Source organism: Sorangium sp. So ce204 (genome assembly GCF_051526795.1).
GTDB classification, from domain to species: domain Bacteria; phylum Myxococcota_A; class Polyangia; order Polyangiales; family Polyangiaceae; genus Sorangium; species Sorangium cellulosum_B.
This window is the reverse complement of the sequence record NZ_CP150317.1, coordinates 1263216-1279020: the sequence shown is the minus strand read 5'-3', so window position 1 is coordinate 1279020 and position 15805 is coordinate 1263216. Positions and strand designations below refer to the sequence as shown.

General features: G+C 71.7%; 13 protein-coding genes and 1 pseudogene. 7 read left to right on the top strand and 7 right to left on the bottom strand.

All coding sequences use genetic code 11. The features are described from left to right. Nucleotides 1–59 precede the first annotated feature (59 nt). Nucleotides 60–1616: a hypothetical protein gene (locus tag WMF22_RS04685; RefSeq protein ID WP_438034981.1), complete on the bottom strand. Its 1557-nt coding sequence runs from the start codon at nt 1614–1616 to the stop codon at nt 60–62. A gap of 402 nt (nt 1617–2018) precedes the next feature. Between WMF22_RS04685 and WMF22_RS04680 the strand changes: the two genes are divergently transcribed. Continuing rightward, on the top strand, nt 2019–3155 hold the full coding sequence (locus WMF22_RS04680; RefSeq protein ID WP_438034980.1) for a vWA domain-containing protein: 1137 nt from the start codon (nt 2019–2021) through the stop codon (nt 3153–3155). A gap of 36 nt (nt 3156–3191) precedes the next feature. Here WMF22_RS04680 and WMF22_RS04675 read toward each other — a convergent pair whose 3' ends face one another. Then, the gene (locus WMF22_RS04675; RefSeq protein WP_438034979.1) at nt 3192–4364 is read right to left on the bottom strand and encodes a tetratricopeptide repeat protein; all 1173 of its coding nucleotides are present in this window, start codon (nt 4362–4364) and stop codon (nt 3192–3194) included. 338 nt (nt 4365–4702) lie between these two features. Here WMF22_RS04675 and WMF22_RS04670 point away from each other — a divergent pair, with 338 nt between their 5' ends. Further along, nucleotides 4703–4924, top strand: a complete 222-nt coding sequence (locus WMF22_RS04670; RefSeq protein ID WP_437297905.1) for a YdcH family protein — start codon at nt 4703–4705, stop codon at nt 4922–4924. Between the two features lie 271 nt (nt 4925–5195). Here WMF22_RS04670 and WMF22_RS04665 read toward each other — a convergent pair whose 3' ends face one another. The 5 genes from WMF22_RS04665 to WMF22_RS04645 form a co-directional block, all read right to left on the bottom strand. Then, nucleotides 5196–5705, bottom strand: coding sequence for a hypothetical protein (locus WMF22_RS04665; RefSeq protein WP_438034978.1), 510 nt, complete (start codon nt 5703–5705; stop codon nt 5196–5198). Nucleotides 5706–5833: 128 nt separating this feature from the next. Continuing rightward, a complete protein-coding gene (locus WMF22_RS04660) occupies nt 5834–6997 on the bottom strand; it encodes a serine/threonine-protein kinase (RefSeq protein ID WP_438034977.1) in 1164 nt (387 codons plus the stop codon). A 36-nt stretch (nt 6998–7033) separates the two neighbouring features. After that, nucleotides 7034–8446 (bottom strand): serine/threonine-protein kinase, encoded by a 1413-nt coding sequence (locus WMF22_RS04655; protein WP_438034976.1) that lies wholly within the window; start codon nt 8444–8446, stop codon nt 7034–7036. 54 nt (nt 8447–8500) lie between these two features. Then, complete coding sequence (locus WMF22_RS04650; protein ID WP_438034975.1) at nt 8501–9895, bottom strand: formylglycine-generating enzyme family protein; 1395 nt, start codon at nt 9893–9895, stop codon at nt 8501–8503. Then, entirely contained in the window at nt 9892–11358 is a 1467-nt protein-coding gene (locus WMF22_RS04645) for a formylglycine-generating enzyme family protein (protein WP_438034974.1), read from the bottom strand. Before WMF22_RS04645 ends, WMF22_RS04650 begins: the two co-directional genes overlap by 4 nt. A gap of 210 nt (nt 11359–11568) precedes the next feature. Here WMF22_RS04645 and WMF22_RS04640 point away from each other — a divergent pair, with 210 nt between their 5' ends. The 5 genes and pseudogenes from WMF22_RS04640 (at nt 11569) to WMF22_RS04620 (ending at nt 15799) form a co-directional block, all read left to right on the top strand. Beyond that, nucleotides 11569–12525, top strand: a complete 957-nt coding sequence (locus tag WMF22_RS04640) for a hypothetical protein (protein WP_438034973.1) — start codon at nt 11569–11571, stop codon at nt 12523–12525. A gap of 26 nt (nt 12526–12551) precedes the next feature. Further along, on the top strand, nt 12552–13646 hold the full coding sequence (locus WMF22_RS04635; protein ID WP_438034972.1) for a PEGA domain-containing protein: 1095 nt from the start codon (nt 12552–12554) through the stop codon (nt 13644–13646). A gap of 129 nt (nt 13647–13775) precedes the next feature. Then, nucleotides 13776–14117 (top strand): annotated as a pseudogene (locus WMF22_RS04630) (AAA family ATPase); the annotation flags it as partial. 24 nt (nt 14118–14141) lie between these two features. After that, nucleotides 14142–15146: an AAA family ATPase gene (locus tag WMF22_RS04625; protein WP_438037238.1), complete on the top strand. Its 1005-nt coding sequence runs from the start codon at nt 14142–14144 to the stop codon at nt 15144–15146. After that, nucleotides 15143–15799: a hypothetical protein gene (locus WMF22_RS04620; RefSeq protein WP_438034971.1), complete on the top strand. Its 657-nt coding sequence runs from the start codon at nt 15143–15145 to the stop codon at nt 15797–15799. The genes WMF22_RS04625 and WMF22_RS04620 overlap by 4 nt, the downstream gene beginning before the upstream one ends. Nucleotides 15800–15805: the final 6 nt, after the last annotated feature.

The following is a 15805-nucleotide window of genomic DNA, read 5'->3' as shown; positions in this document are numbered from 1 at the left end:
CTCCCCGTCTCCCTGTGATCTTTCTCGGGCAAAGTTGACCACCACCCCCGTCGCGGGCTCTACGGGCAAGCCGCGTTCGCGATCTCCACATCGTCGATGTTCCAGCTCGAGACGGTATCGACGAAGGCTTCCCGCCCGATCTCGTAGCCGAAGCGGACGCGCAGGCTGGCGTTCTTGTAGGGCGTCAGGTCATGGACGACCTTCGTCCAGGCCGAGTCGCGGACGCCGGGGTACGCCCCCGACTCGAAGAGCACCTTCCAGCGGACGCCGTCATAGACCTCGACGCGGTTCGTCATGTGAGGCGCCTCATCGCTGTTCAGGAGACGCCAGAACGTCAGGTACACGCCGCCCGCGACATCGGCGTTGACGACCGGGCTCGTCAGGTAGAAGTACGGGTGGACCCCGAGGGGCGCGTTCCCTCCGATGACCACGCCGGCCACCCCGTTGTCCGACGTCGCCGTGTGATCGAGCGCCGGATCGGCGTGCCCGTAAGTCTGCCCGGTTGAGGCCTTCGCAGCGCCGATCTGCCAGGTCGGACCGAGCTCCCACCCGGCCCTGTCGCTCTCGAACGTATCCCGGAAATAGACCACCGGCGCCGCCGCGGCGGCGCCGCCCTGACAGACGCCGGCCAGGCAGGACTCCCCCACGGTGCACGAGTCGCTGTCGACGCAGATCCCGCCGTCGGGAACCGGGCGCGCCGTGCACACCCCGGCCTCGCTGCAGACGCCGCGCGTGCAACCGACCGCCTGCGAGAGGCACGACTCCCCCGGGGTGGGGATGGAAATACAGGCGCCGCTCTCGTCACAGACGCCACGATTGCACTCGTCGGTCCCAGAGAGGCAGGCGCCGCCCGGTCCGATGGGCTCAGCATAGCAATTGCCAGAGCCCGGATCACAGGCGCCATCGTTGCACCCGACGCTCAGCGCGCTGCAGTCCTTCGGGACGCCCCCCTCGCAGCGGCCGGTCTGGCAGGTCTTGCCGACCATGCAGAGATCGCCGGAGTCCGCGCACGGCGCCCCCTCGTTCCCCGGAACCGCCTCGCACGCACCGGTGGCCGGGTCGCACGCACCGACATGACAGGAGTCCGGCACGTGGAAGAAGAAGCAGTCCCGCGGCGTCCCGACGCAGGCGCCGTCCAGGCACGCCGCGTCGAGGAGACAGCGGTCTTCCGTCGCGCACGGGGCCCCGTTCGCCCTCGGCTCCACCCCGCAGCGAGGCGCGCCGCCCGCGTCGACGCACGTGACCACGTGACAGGCGTCCGGCGCGAGGCCGCAGTCCTCCTGGGCCCCGCCCTGGCAGACCCCCTCCTCGCACGTCTCGCCGACCGTGCAGGCGTCCCTGTCGTCACAGGGCTCCCCGCCCGCGCTGGGGACGAGCTCGCAATCGCGCGTCGCCTCGTTGCAGACGGCCATGACACATTGCGAGGTCGGGACGAGCGAGCAGTCGATCCGGCACGGCGCGCCGTCCCCGCCTGCGCCGCCCCCGCCGCTCGAGACAGCCGCCCCAGCGGCGCCGCCGGCCCCCGCCGGGCCCGAGCTGCCCGCGGATGTCGCAGTCGAACAGCCGAGATCCGTCAGGGCGACAGCGGAAAGTACCCATGGAATCCACCTAGTCATGTTCGCCTCTTTCCAGCAAGCGTGACGCACCTCGTGGGAATTACGCGTCCTTCGCGGCTGCGCAAGGAAACATGATGTTCCCGCGCGCGAGCACCCGGAACGGTCGGCGCGCTCAGCGACGAGCAAAGACGCCGAGCCCCGCCGCGCCGGCGCGCGCGAGAGACCGCGAGAGCTGCGACAAGCGACGAGAGCCGCGACAAGCGACGAAAGAAGAGAGAGCAACGACAGCACGACACGAGCGGGGCTTACAAACCGGAGAGCCCCTATCGCGCCTTGATCGAGAACTGCATACACTGACGAGATCGTCTCGGAGCTCGGCCACCCCTCGATAGACAGACCACTTCGCGCGTGGAGCCCCGCGGCAGCGAGCCACGTCGCGCCCATTTTCAGAGGAGCGCAGAGATGTCCTTCCGACGTCATTTCGTGTTTGCCCCTTTCCTCGTCGCCGCCGGGATCGCGGCGCAGTCGGGCGGCTGCGCGGCCACCGAGGACGAGAGGCCCGCGACGATCCCCCCGCCGGACGGCGCGGCGAGCGGCAGCGGCGGCTCCTTCGGCGTGAGCAGCGCGAGCGGAGACACGTCGCTCGGCGAGGGGGGAGGGCTCGGCGGCGCCGGCGAGGGCGGCCTCGGGGAGGGGTCTTCCTGCGCCCAGGCGAGCGCGGAGGCCACGCTCGTGCCGCTCGATATGCTCATCCTGCTCGACCGGTCAGGCAGCATGCTCGGCTCGAAATGGGTCGGCGTCACGAACGCGCTCTCGGCGTTCGTGACCGACGCCGCCTCGGCCGGGATGAACGTGGGGCTGACCTACTTCCCGCGGAGCAGCAATGGGCAGAGCGACTGCAACCACACGAGCTACGACGAGCTCGCTGTCGCCATCGGCGAGCTGCCGCTGAACACGCCGGAGCTCACCGCCTCGATCCAGAGCACCTCGCCGGGCGGCGGGACGCCCATGCGCCCGGCGCTCCAGGGGGTGCTCACGAACGCGACCGCCTACAAGGACGCGAACCCTTCCCACAAGGTGATCGTCGTGCTCGCGACCGACGGCGATCCCTCGGGCTGCTCCGGAAACACCGTCGCGAGCACCGCGGAGATGGCGCAGAAGGCCCTCCGCTACAACGGCGTCCAGACGTACGTCGTCGCGGTGCAAGGCTCGACGCTCACCAACCTGGACCAGATCGCCGCCGCCGGCGGGACGATCCGCGCGTTCGACGTCACGGCGGACATCACGGCGTTCTCCGCGAAGATGGCCGAGATCCGCGCGTCGGCGCTCCCGTGCGAGCTCCTCATCCCCGCGCCGCCCGCGGGCGCCGTCCTCGATACGAACCGGGTCGCTGTCAGGTTCGCGCCCGAGGGCACGAGCCCGCTGGAGGTCCCGAAGGCGGACGACGCGACGGACTGCGGCACGGGGCCGGGGTGGTATTACGACGACGATGTGCTCCCGAAGAAGATCATCCTCTGCCCCGCGTCCTGCACGACGGTGCAACACGAAGTGCGCGCGGAGCTCGACGTGCTCTTCGGGTGCGCGCCGACGCTGAACTGAGCCGCGCGGGCCCCACCCCCGCCGCCCGCGCGGGGCTCACGGCCGCTTCGGCGCCGCCGTCTTCAGGGCGTCGAGCGCCGCGAGGAGCTCGGCCTCGGTGAACGGGAGCCTCGCGAGGGCCGCCTGCTCGTCGGCGAGCGCGAGCTCTATCTCGCGCTGCGCGTCGCGGGCGCGGAGGACCCACGCCGACGACTCCCCGGTGCGGTCACCGAGGCGCACGGTGCCGGCGAGCATCGTCTGCCCCTTCTCCAGGAGCACGCGGTAGCGCAGGCGCATCGCCCCCTCGAACAGCTGCCTCTCCCTCGGGGTGTCGGCGCTCCGCGGCGGCGGGACCTGCATCACGTCGCGGTGGAGCTCCTTGTAGAGCTGTCCGATGCGGTAACCCGCCATCGCCGACCAGTGGGCGTCGAGGCTGCGCATGGCCTCGGTGTAGGCGCTCTGCGCGTCGAGCAGCCCCTGGCAGCGGCGCTCGAGCGCCTCGGCGAAGCTCGCCGGCACCGGCACGAAGGTGATCGCCTCGCTCCGGCGCCGCCGCACCTCGCCGAGCGCGAAGCTCACCTGCGCGAGCTCGATCGGCGGCTTGCCGGACTCGCCAAGCCGGTGTTCCTCGATGAGATCGCGCGCGAGCGCGACCTGGCGCGCCGCCTCCTCCACGAGATCCTGCTCGACCAGGCCGAGCGCGAGCGCGCCGCGCGCCTCGATCGCCTCCAGCACGCTCAGATCGCCGAGGCGGAGCAGGCGGCGCGCGACCTCGACGAGCTCGGGCCACCGCTCGAGGGCGGCCGCCGCGCGCGAGAGCCGGAAGAGCGCGCCGCGCGCGACCGCGTGATCCGGGAAGCGCTGCGCGACCTCGCGGTAGCGCTCGGCCGCGAGCGCGCGGTCGCCGAGCGCCTCGTGCGCGAGCCCGGCGTTGAACAGGCTCGGGGGCGCGACCTCGCCGCCCGGCGCGAGGCGGGCGAGCCGCTCGAACAGGGGCGCCGCCTCACGCGCCTTGTCGGCCAGGAGCAGCGCGCGCGCCCGCTCGAACTCCGCCGCGAGCTCGGCGTCCGAGTAAGGCGACACGACGACCGGCGCGAGCTCGACCGGCGCGCGCGCCGAGGCCGGCTGCGGCGATCGCGCCGGCGCCGGCACGTTGGCCTCCGAAATACATCCGCCCAGGACGACCGCGAGGGCCAGAAGGGCGACCGAGGTGGCGCTGGAACTCGACATTGCCGGGGAAGAATAGCCCCACGCTCCAGGTTGTTCCGCAACGTGCATGGACGGAGAGTCCGGCCCGGCCGTCCGGGACACCGGTGGATTGCTGTACGCCGTAGGGCAATCCCTGACTACAACGGCTGCTCTGTGAAATTGCAGAATGGCCTCGCCCGACAAAAAGCCTGCATGGATCCGCCATGTTGCGGTAATCTCGCATTCGTTCATCAGGCCGCTGTCTCGGCGTGTAGCTCGGTCGGCGGCGTTCTCCTCTCCAGCGACGATCGGAACGAGGGCTTCTGTTGTGGGCCCTCGAAGGCATCACGGCCCCGTTGTGGGGCCTTGGAGGTGGGCACATGAAGCATCAGATCATCTCTCCTCGCGCGGTGACTGGAATCGGCCCGGAGCAGCGGCTGAGCATGGCGGAAGCGCGTCACCGCGAGCTCGACTCACGCCTCAGGCAGCTGGGTCGACGGGCGTTCCTGACACCGGGGGAGAGAATGGAAGCTGCCCAGCTCAAGAAGCGTAAGCTCGCCGCGAAGGACGAGATCGAAACCCTGCGCCGGCGGTTGTCGTAGCGAACGACCCCTCGCCGACCCTCGATCCTGCGCCACACACGGCGCACCCCTCGCCCCTTTCCGCTCTATTCCAGACATCCCGCGCGCCCACGCAATGGGCCGCTCGCACGCTGCGCGCGCCGCACGGATCTCCGCGCGCTGCTGGGACGCGCGCGCATCCGATCGCCACGGCGGACGTGCCGGCGGGCGGGGACAAGCGCACGCAATGCGATGCGCGCACCCGAGTCGATGCCCGCGAGGCGCGACGAGCGGGGACGTCAGCGCGCGGCGGTCAGAGCGTGGGCGCCGACGGCTCCGACTCCGACGGCGGCTCCTCGGGCGACGCGGGAGCGTCGGTCTGCGGCGCGGCGCCCCCCTCCGGCAGCGCCTCGGCGCCGCCGTACACGTCGCGGTTGAGGTCCGCGAGGGTCTCGGTCAGGCGGTTCTTCTGCTCGCTGGTGATGCCGCCGGGGGCCTGCTTCTCGGTCGCCGCGGCGAGCCCGAGCCAGTGGCGCGCGTTGTCGCGGTAGCCCTTGCGCGGATCGGCGACGCCGGTGCCCTGCGGCGCGAGGTCGGCCAGGCGGTAGTCCGTCATGCCCCGGAGGTAGGCGTACTGCGCCCGCTCCGGGATCGAGAACGAGTCCTGATCGTGCTCGAGCACCCGGAACAGCGCCAGCGCCTGCTCGAACCGGTTCGCCTCGTAGTGGCTGCGGGCGCGATCGAGATCCTGCGTGTAGGTCGCGCAACCCGACGCAAGGGCGAAGGACGAGAGAAGGAGGACGCACGGGACCAGGCGGCGCATGCGCGCAGGGTATCTCCCGTATCGCCGGGCGATCAAGCAAGAAGGCAGCGCGCCACACACCACGGGCCACGCTGGCCGCTGACGCACGGCGCGCCGTCGCACGCCGCTCCGCATCCAGCGGACCGCCGTCAGCGCAGGAGCGTCGCGGCGAGGACGCCGCTCACCGCGAGCAGCGCGACCGCCAGCAAGACGACCGCCCAGACGAGGCCGCGCGCGGGCGCAACAGGGCGCGCGGCCGTGACCGCGACCGCGCCCGGCCCCGTCGCCGACGACAGGGGGGCGACCGGGGGCTGCGGCGCAGCAGCGACCGGCGCCTGGCCGTCGCTCGAGGGCAAGGCCACCGTGTCGGCCGTCTCCCACATCCCGGCAGGGGGGCGCACGGCCGAGGGCGGCTTGCCGTCCGGGAGGCCCGCGGAGGAGCCGCGATCCATCGAGTCGGCGACGCCCGACGCCACCATGAACGCCTCGGAGAGCTCCCGGGCCGAGGCGAAGCGCGCGTCCGGCTCGACGGCGAGCGCCTTCCGCATCCAGGCCTCGACCTCCACCGGGATGCCGGCGTCCGGCGCCGCCGCGGTCAGCGCGGGCGGGGGCGCGCCCAGGATCTTGGCGATGAGCGGCCCGAGCGCCGGGGCGGTGAAAGGACGTTCCCCCGTGAGACACTCGTAGACCACGACGCCCAAAGACCAGAGATCGGACCGGTGATCGACGCTCTTCAGGCCTCTCGCCTGCTCCGGGCTCATGTAGTAGGGCGTCCCGAGGAGCGCCCCCGTGCGCGTGGGATCCATGCCGGTGATGGCGAGCGCGTCTGTCACCTTCGCCACGCCGAAGTCGAGGATCTTGACGATCTCCCCGTCATCCTCGCGCGCGATAAAGAGGTTCTCGGGCTTGATGTCGCGGTGGACGAGCCCGACCTCGTGGGCGCGCGAGAGGGCGCGGCAGACGTGAGAGACGATCTTCGCCGTCTCGGCCGGCGTCAGGCGCCGGCGCGCGGAGAGGCGATCGCGCAGGCTCTCGCCTGCCAGACACTCCATCGCGATGTACGGTAATCCATCGTCCGTGAGGCCATGATCGAGCACCTTGACCACATGGGCGCTGCGGATCCGCGCGGCGATCTGCGCCTCACGGTCGAATCGCGCCCGGGCGGTCGCGTTCTTCGCGGCCTCGACGTCGATGAGCTTGATGGCCACCGGCGTGCGCAGCGACAGGTGCTCTGCCAGCCACACCGAGCCCATCCCGCCCCTGCCGAGGAGCCGGGCAAGACGGTACTTCCCGGCGATACGTTGACCTTCCATGGCGCGGGAGCAGGGTAACGCGGGGCGCGCTCGCCGTCAGTACGGGAGTTGGTCGACGATCCCCCGCGCTTGCGTCGCCGGCGCCGACGGCGGCGGTGTCGGCGACGTCGCCGGTGTCGCCGGCGCCTTCAGCGTGCCAGAGAGCGCGCTCGATGAGGGCCGCTTGGATGACGACGCGGCGAACGGCGCGACGCCTGCGACCGCAGGCTCGTCCCGAGCGGGAAGGGGCGGAGCGGGCGAGCGCGACATGGATGCTGGAGCTGGAGGCACCGCGACCGCCGCGGGCGGCGGCTCCACCACCGCTTCCGCCGAAACGAGGACCGGAGCGGCAGGCCCTTCCGGCGGCGGGGGGCGGAGCGCCGCGAACGCCACCACGAGGAGCGCCACCACGAGGAGCGCCGCGGCCGCGAACGCCCTCTTCAACGATCGCGCGCGCCCGCCAGGGGCCGCGAGGGCCGGAGGCGCCGCGACGGCTCCCGAGCTCGGAGGCGCGGCGAGCGGCGCGAGCGCGCCGACGACCTTGCCTCCCGCGAGCGCGCCCGCCGACGTGGGATCGGTGTAGCGGCCGAGGACCTCGACGAGCGGCGCCAGATCGTCGAGCCGATCCTCACGCCGCTTTTGCAGGCAGCGGTCGAGCACCCCGGCGACGTCCGCGGGCAGGTCGGGCACGGCCGAGCGGATCGACGGCACCTCGCGCTGCAGGAACGCCGTGTACATCTCGCCGAGGTTCTCGAACTCGAGCGGCCTCCGGCCGGTGAGCGCCTCGAAGAGGATGACGCCGATCGCCCAGATGTCCGCGCGATGATCGATGTCCTTCTCGCTCATCGCCTGCTCGAACGACATGTAATGAGGCGTCCCGAGGATCGAGCCGGTGCTTGTGTTGCCTCCCTGCGTCTCCGAGCTGATGGAGGTCGGGTCGAGCACCTTGGCGATCCCGAAGTCCAGCACCTTGGGCACGCACCCGCCGGCCTGCGGCTCCGAGAGGAAGATGTTGTCCGGCTTGAGGTCGCGGTGCACGATCCCCTTCTCGTGCGCCGCGCGGAGCGCGGAGGCGACCGGCACGAGGAGGCGCGCCGCCTCGTACAGCTGCAGGGCGCCCCTGCGCTTGCGCAGCCCGGAGAGCGGCTCGCCGCGGAGCAGCTCCATGACCATCACGGGCGTGTGCTCCTCCTCGAAGACGTCGAGCACCTCGATCACGTTCGGGTGCTGGATCGCGGTCGCCGCCTTGGCCTCGCGCAGGAAGCGCCGGGTCTGCGCGGCGTCGGCGGCGCCGCGGATCATCTTGAGCGCGACGTCGCGCCCGGTGCCGACGTTCCTGGCCGCGTACACATCACCCATGCCGCCGCGGCCGATGAGGCGCTCGATCCGGAAGCGCCCGGCGATGATCTTGCCGGCCGGGAGGGAGCCCTGGAGATCGTCCGACACGAGCGGCAGCGTACCGTGGTTCACGGCCATCCGCAGCGGTTCGCGGTCCCGGGGCGGCCCCGATCCGCGGGAGCGCGGTCACATCGGCTGCGCGCAGCGGAAGCCGGTGGCCGGGTTGAACGCCGACGCCCTCTCATGGCTGCGCGCCGTGGCCCGGGCCCCCAGCTTGTAACCCGACCAGGAGCTCCCACGATAAGAGAAGGCCGGCGCCGCGCCGGGGGCCTGCTCGCGACACACCGGATCGACGAGGAGCGGCCCGCCCGACTGCCAGCAAGGCGCGGCGTAGGGAGCGAAGGTGTCGGCCACCCACTCGGACATGCTCCCGGCGAGGTTCCGGATGCCAAGGGCGGTCACGTCGCTCGGGGTGCCTCCGGCGACAGGCCCCCAGGGCACCGGCGCGTCGAGCGGCCGACAGCCGGAGCTCTCGAACGCGTCGTGGTCGACCTCCCCGCTGCCCCGGCCCCTGCCGAGGAGCGCCATCGCGCAGAGATCGCCGCCGTTGCCCCAGGGATAGGCGGTCTCGTCATCGAGGTTGCCGGCCGCGTACTCCCATTCAGCCTCTGTGGGGAGCCGCTTCCCCAGCGCGGAACAGGCCTCCTCCGCCAGCGCGTGGGTGACGCAGTTGACGGGCAGCGCGTCGTTCGCGCCATTGGACACGCCGAGATACGTGCACGCGCCCAGATCCGACCCCGGCGCGTCGAGGTCCCTGGCCACGGGCGCTGATCGGATCTGCCCTGTCGCCACGAGCTCCCGGACCGCGCCCACGGTCACCTCGTCCGCGTCGAGGGCGAACGCGCCGAGCTGCACGAGGCGCTCGGGCTGGCTCAGCTCGTCGAGATCGATGGTGTATCCGGGTCGCGGCGTCCCGAGAAGGAAGACCCCTCCGGGCACACACACCATCCCCGCCGGCACCGGCCCCTGGCAGGGTACCGGGGCCGCGCTCGGCCAGGAGCCGGGCTCGGGCCGGGCCCCGACCTCGGAGAGCAGCGGGAGCACCGGCTCCGGCGCGAGCGCGCCCGCCTCCGGGTCGCAGGTCGCGCGCTGCTCGGGGAGGCTCGGGACGCCGAAGCAGCGCATGGACAGATCGAGGGCCACGTGTGTCTCGCCATTGAGCGGCGGGAGCCTGGCGACGGCGTCGATCAAGGCCGGACCGCGGGGAAGGCCGTCGGGGCCCGCCTGCTCGGCCCGGTAGAGCCGCGCGCGGACCCGCACGGCGGCGCCTTCCTCCCGCGGGACCACGCCGAAGCTGACGGGCAGGCTGTCCGGCCCATCCACCCCGATGAGCCGCATGCACCCGGTGCAGATCGCGCCCTCGCCCATCACCTCGAGCAGCAGGTGATCACCGAACCGGGGCGCCGGGGCGTCCGTGGAGACGCTGACGAGCCACTGGCGAGGCTCGGGCTCGCACGCCGAGAGCGCCGACAGCAGAAACCCGGCGGCCGCGAGCGCCGTCGACAGGCCACGAGCCGTCACGGCGCACCTCCCGCGTAGACGCACCGGAAGCCGTGAAGCGAGTCCAGGACATCGCCTCTCCGGAACGCGGGCCTCGTGTTCGCGGGGCCGCTGGCCCAGTCTCCACCGCGGGCGGCGCGCGCGTTGATGCCCTCATCGTCGCAGCGGGGCTCGACGAAGATCCCGGGCGCGCTCCAGCAGCCCTCTCCGTAAGGAACCAGCTTGTCGGCGCACAGCTCGCTCAGGCTCCCGCCGAGATCCAGGACGCCATCCCTGGAACTGTCGCCCAGGCCACCGCACGTCGCCGAGGGCCGATGCGAGCCGACCTCCTCCGGCCCCGGATCGCCAGGGCACAGCGTCCCCCGCCCGGCGCTCGCCGTGCAGCACGCGGGAGACGCGTCACCCCAGGGATAGATTCGCCCTTGCCCTCGGCCCCGCGCGGCGTGCTCCCACTGCGCCTCCGTCGGCAGATCACCGCCGCTCGCTCTGCACGCCTCCCGGGCAAGGCGCCACGAGATGCAGTTGAGCGGATATCCATCGTTCGCTCCGTCGGCGGCGCCCAGCCAGCGGCAGTCTGCGAGCCCCGCCCTGCTCGGATCAGGCCCGGTGAGGTCATCACCCTCCGCGTGGAGGCGCCCCTCGTTCAGCAGCGCACGGAGACGGCCAACAGTGAACTCCGTCCTGTCCATGAAGAACGGGCCCACATGCACCGGCCGCGGCGGCACGACCGAGACATAGCTCTGCTCGTCGACGCCGGCGAGCTCGGCCTGGCCGATGACGCTGAATCCGCCGGGGATGCAGACGGCATCGGCGCCCTCGGGCGCGGCGCCGCAGGGGATCTCGCGCGCGCGCGGCCACGTGCCGGCGCGCGTCGCGCCCATGTCGGCCTCCGATCCGGCGAGGACCCCCTCCGATGGGGCCGCCGTCCGCCTGGAGGCATCGATGCATGTGCGCGGCGGCTTGCGCAGCGACGCGGGCGCGCCCAGGCAGTCGGCCGAGAGCGTGAGTCGCACCGTCTCCACGCCAGACGTCGGGAGCGCGACCTCGATCAGCCGGTCGATGGCCGCCTCTGGCGGAGGATCGATGGTCGAGAACCCCCTCCCCTCGATGGAGTCCTTCCCCCGCGTCGCGACGGCGCCGCGGAGCGCCCGGATGCGCAGGCGGAGCACGGCGCTCCCCGCCTCCGGCGCGGCCACCCCGAAGGAGAACGGCCAGGACGAAGGGTCCGGCAGGACGAAGTTCGCCGTGCAGTCGACGTCATCGATGCAGCCGGGGCGCCACGCGCCGTCGAACCCGTCGATGCGCACCGTATCGATGACCGCCTCCGGCGAGATGGCGGGGTCCGCCAGGAGCTGCGCGGCGACCGGCGCGTCGGTGTCCACGACGACGAGGAGCTGCGGTCGCTCGCGTGCGCCGCAGGCGCCGGAGAGCCCCGCCGCAGCGAGCACGGCGAGGATCGAGAGCGCGCGTGTCGGTTCGACCACCTGCCGCCTTTCGCCTTTCTCGTTGCCGCCCGACGGGACGCAGGAGTAATCTCCTCGCTATCATCGAGGAGGGGCGAGGCCAAGAGGGTTCTTTCGCTTCTTCATCCGAATCACTCGTCACCCGAATCACTCGTCACTCGTCACTCGTCACTCGTCACCCGAATCCACCGAATCACCCGAACATCGCTCTGCCGCTCGCGAGGAGATTGTATGTCGTGGGTCACCCGGCCAGTGCTCGCCGCGCTCTCCGTAGCCATCGCGGCGGCGCTCTCCCCCGCGTGCGACGGCGATTCCCCATCCGGAGATCCGGGAGCGGCGGCGAGCACGGGATCGGGCGCCGGTGGCGGCAGCGGTGGTGGCGGCGGTGAGGCCACGTACGGCGCGAGCGCGTGCGGAGCGTGCGTGGAGCAGACAGCGTGCTTGTCCCAGGTGAACGCGTGCGCGGCCGACCCGGGCTGCGCCGCCTACCTCGACTGCCTCGACGCTTGTCCGCTGGGCCCGGGTGGGGACGCGGACATCGCGTGCGAGCAGGCGTGCCCGCCCGTCACCGGCTCTCTTGGCCAGAGCGCGAAGCAGGCCTTCATCGACTGCCGCCTCACCGGCCCGGGCGCGCAGTGCGCCGGTTGCGGTCAGATCCCCGCCCCGACAGACCCGGATTTCAACCAGACGTGCTCGCCGTCGGCGGATCCGAACACCTGTTACAAGTGCGAGGACGAGCGCTGCTGCGAGACCTACCAGGCTTGCAGAGACGACCAGGATTGCCAGGACCTGGTCACGTGCGTCAAGGCGTGCGCCGAGGACCCGGATGACGCGGCCTTCTCGCCCTGCGAGAGCGCGTGTTACCAGGCGCACACCGCCGGCTACGTCGCCTACAGCCACCGGATGGCGTGTATGCAGTACTTCTGCTTCGACGACGACGCTTGCGGCAACGAGCCGCTGGACCCCTGCGTCAAGTGCCAGAACCTGCACTGCGCCGACGAGATGGCGGCTTGCCAGCACGAGATCGAGTGTGCGTTGCTGGACAACTGCAAGGTCCCGTGCGACGTCGGGGATCAGGCCTGTCTCATGGAGTGTGACGCCATGTTCCCGGACGCGGTGGCGACCCACGAGGCCGGGCTCGACTGCGCGCTTGCCCACTGCGAGATCGCTTGCGGCGGGACGGACTGAGGGGGCGGCCAGGGACGAGGGGTACGATGCGGACACGATGGATCCTGGGTGGCCTGGTCGTGGCGGCGGTCGATCTCTCGACGGCCGGGCGCGCGCGCGCCGAGGCGCCGGCCCCGGCGGCGGCGCCGGCAGAGGCGCCGGCCCCGGCGGCGGCGCCGGCAGAGGCGCCGGCCCCGGCGGCGGCGCCGGCAGAGGCGCCGGCGGTCGATGAGCGCACCGCGCGCGGCAGGGCGGCGTTCCTGCTCGGCGTGCAGCGATCGAAGGACGCGCAGTGGGGCGAGGCGCTCGCTGCGTTCGAGGAGGCGGCGGCGGCGCGGGACGCGCCGATCGTCCAGTACAACATCGGCTTCTGCGAGCGCGCCCTGGGCCGCTACGTCGCCGCGCGCCGCACCTTCCGCCGCGTGCTCGCGGGCACCGAGGGCCTGGCGCCCGCGCAGATCGACGACGCGAGGGCGTTCGTCGCCGAGCTGGACGAGCTCGTGGTCCGGGTGGCGGTCACGCTGGATCCCCCGGGCACCCCGCTGACCGTCGACGGGCGCGCGCTCCGGCTGGCGACCGACGACGGGACCCGGGTCTTCGTGACGCTCCCCGGGTCCGCCGAGCGCGCGGCGGCGCCGGTGGAGAAGAGCTTCACCGTGGAGCTCGATCCCGGGGTCCACCTCTTCCGCGCGGCGCGGCCAGGGCGCCAGGATGCGTTCGTCCAGAAGACCTACCGGCCGGGGGAGAAGGCCACGCTCGATCTGCACCTGGACATCCTCCCCGCGCGCGTGGCCGTGCGCGCGGAGCCGGCGCAGGCGCTCGTGCGCGTGGACGGCCGCGAGGCCGGGCTCGCGCCCATCGACCTCGAGCGGCCGCCGGGGAAGTACAGGATCGAGGTGGTGCGGGACGGGTTCGAGACGTACGCGGCGACGCTCGATCTGCACGCGGGGCAGCGGGCGGATCTGACGGCCAAGCTGATCCCGGTGCGGCCGTCGCTGTGGACGCGGTGGTGGTTCTGGACGGGCGCGGCGGCGGTGGTGACGGGAGGCGTGGTGCTGACGTACGCGCTGACGCGGCCGGAGCCGGACTACAACGGGGGGAGCCTGAACTGGGTCGCGGAGCCGGCGGCGATCAGGTGGTGAGGGGCCATGGGTGCGCGCGGCGCGGGGCCGAGAGGGCCGCGGAGCCGACGAGCGTCCGGGCTGCGCGTGACGGCGCATAGGGGCGGGCCGGCAAACCGCACGGCAGCGCGGACATGGTAGGGTCGAGGCATGATCACGCGGTTCGAGATCGACGGCTTCAAGTCGCTGCGGGATTTCGCGGTCGATCTGGAGCCGCTGACGGTGTTCGTCGGGCCGAACGGAGCGGGAAAGTCGAACCTGCTGGAGGCGATCGGACTGCTGGGGCGGCTCGCATCCATGCCGATCGAGGAGGCGTTCAAGCTCGGACGGGGGCGTGTCGTCGATCAGTTCAGCCGCTCGGGGGGAGAGGCGGGGAAGACGATCCGGTTCGCGATCGAGGTGTCGCTGCGAAGCACGCCAGCGCCGTTTCAAGACGGTGGGCCACCGCTGCCGGTCCGTTATCGGTACGAGCTCGTCATCGAGCGTCGGGCGCGTCCGTCAGGCGTCGAGGAGCTCGTGGTCTCCGGAGAATGCCTTCGCGCGCTCGCCGACAAGGACGGACCGCCTCGACGAGAGATCATCCTCCGCCACGAGGACGAAGACGGACGCGAGCGGCGCGTGCTCATCGCGCCCGAATACGAGAGCTGGGCGGGACTGAACTATCGCTGTCCACGAACACACGCCGCGCTCGCGGCGCTCAAGACAGGATCTGGAACCTACCATATCAACCTCGACTTCCCGACAGAGTTGACCGCTGAGCGCGCTGCCCTCTTTAAGGAGTACACCGACTTCCGGAACACAAACTCGGAGAGGGGATGGAGGGCGGTCATCAACATCATCACCGACGAGCTCTCCCATTTCAGCCTCCTCCAGCTCGACCCCGCGCGCCTGCGCGACTCGAGCGAGCGCACCGACTCGATCGCGCTCGCTCCCGACGCATCGAACCTCCCCACCATCCTTGCCGATCTGCCGGCACCGACGCTCGGAGAGATCCGCGCGGATCTGGTCTCACTCATCCCGGGGCTCGCCGGCTTCAATGTCGTGCCCGACGACGACGACCTGCGCATCGAGTTCAAGCTCTCCGGCGGCGAGCGCCTCCCGGCTCGCCTCGCCTCTGATGGCACGCTGCGCGGCCTAGCGTTGCTCACAGCGCTCCGCGTCGAGCCTCGTCCATCCATCGTTGGTGTAGAGGAGCCTGAGAACGGCATTTACCCAGGCCGCCTGCGCACGCTGCTCTCGCTGCTACGTGAGATAACGGCTCCCGGAGACGAAGCCTCTCCTGACTCAGCTCAACCCGCGACGCAGCTCCTCCTCACCAGCCACTCGCCGGTCGTCCTCGCCGCGTTCCGGGACAGACCCGAGCATCTGCGCTTCATGGACCTCGTGCGACGCGACGGCCAGCTCGTAACGCGCGCGCGCACGGTGGGGCAGCTGAACGCGCCGGGCGACGGCGCGCACATCGTGTCGCTGCGTGAGGTCGACGCGCTCCTCCAGACGGCAGCCAGCGAGGCTGCCGAATGAGCAGAAAGCGGCTCTATCTCCGCGCAGGACTCTATGCGGAAGGCCGGAGCGACTACGACTTCCTCTTGCCGCTCCTCAATCGGCTGCTGTCCTCGCTCGCCTCGTCGCTATTTCCCGGCGCTTGCGATGTCGAGGACAGCCTGGGGATCGACGCGCCTTACCCGGCGCCAAGCGAGCGTGCCGAGCGAATCGCCGCCGCCATCGCAGACCGCCGGGCGGAATGCACGCTGTTCGTCATCCATGCCGACGGCGCAGGCGATCCCAGATATGCGCGACAGAGTTGCCTCGACCCGGGCATCGATGCCGCCCGGCGCGCGTCCCCGGACGTCGTGACGGTCCCGTGCGTTCCCGTGCGCGAGACGGAGGCATGGTTGCTGGTCGATGCCGAGGTCTTCCGGCCCTGGCTCGGTAGCGACGCGCACTCAGCGCTCCCCGCCGAGCCAGAACGCGAGGCCGATCCCAAGCTGACGCTGGGGCGCCTCCTGAAAGTGAAAGAAGGAAGGATGAGACGAAAGCCGGAGCGCCTCTACCGCTTGTTCGGCGAAGAGGTCAGCCTCGAGGCGCTGCGAGCACTGCCAGCTTTCCAGCTCTTCGAAGCGGAGCTCGTCGAAGCAATCCGCGCTGTCGCGCGCTCGCAGGGCTGGCCCCGATGAGCTCCA

What these genes read in the sequence shown, in the direction of transcription:
- WMF22_RS04685 (WP_438034981.1), bottom strand. Translation starts at nt 1,616, where the DNA reads ATGACTAGGTGGATTCCATGGGTACTTTCCGCTGTCGCCCTGACGGAT.
- WMF22_RS04680 (WP_438034980.1), top strand. Translation starts at nt 2,019, where the DNA reads ATGTCCTTCCGACGTCATTTCGTGTTTGCCCCTTTCCTCGTCGCCGCC.
- WMF22_RS04675 (WP_438034979.1), bottom strand. Translation starts at nt 4,364, where the DNA reads ATGTCGAGTTCCAGCGCCACCTCGGTCGCCCTTCTGGCCCTCGCGGTC.
- WMF22_RS04670 (WP_437297905.1), top strand. Translation starts at nt 4,703, where the DNA reads ATGAAGCATCAGATCATCTCTCCTCGCGCGGTGACTGGAATCGGCCCG.
- WMF22_RS04665 (WP_438034978.1), bottom strand. Translation starts at nt 5,705, where the DNA reads ATGCGCCGCCTGGTCCCGTGCGTCCTCCTTCTCTCGTCCTTCGCCCTT.
- WMF22_RS04660 (WP_438034977.1), bottom strand. Translation starts at nt 6,997, where the DNA reads ATGGAAGGTCAACGTATCGCCGGGAAGTACCGTCTTGCCCGGCTCCTC.
- WMF22_RS04640 (WP_438034973.1), top strand. Translation starts at nt 11,569, where the DNA reads ATGTCGTGGGTCACCCGGCCAGTGCTCGCCGCGCTCTCCGTAGCCATC.
- WMF22_RS04635 (WP_438034972.1), top strand. Translation starts at nt 12,552, where the DNA reads ATGCGGACACGATGGATCCTGGGTGGCCTGGTCGTGGCGGCGGTCGAT.
- WMF22_RS04620 (WP_438034971.1), top strand. Translation starts at nt 15,143, where the DNA reads ATGAGCAGAAAGCGGCTCTATCTCCGCGCAGGACTCTATGCGGAAGGC.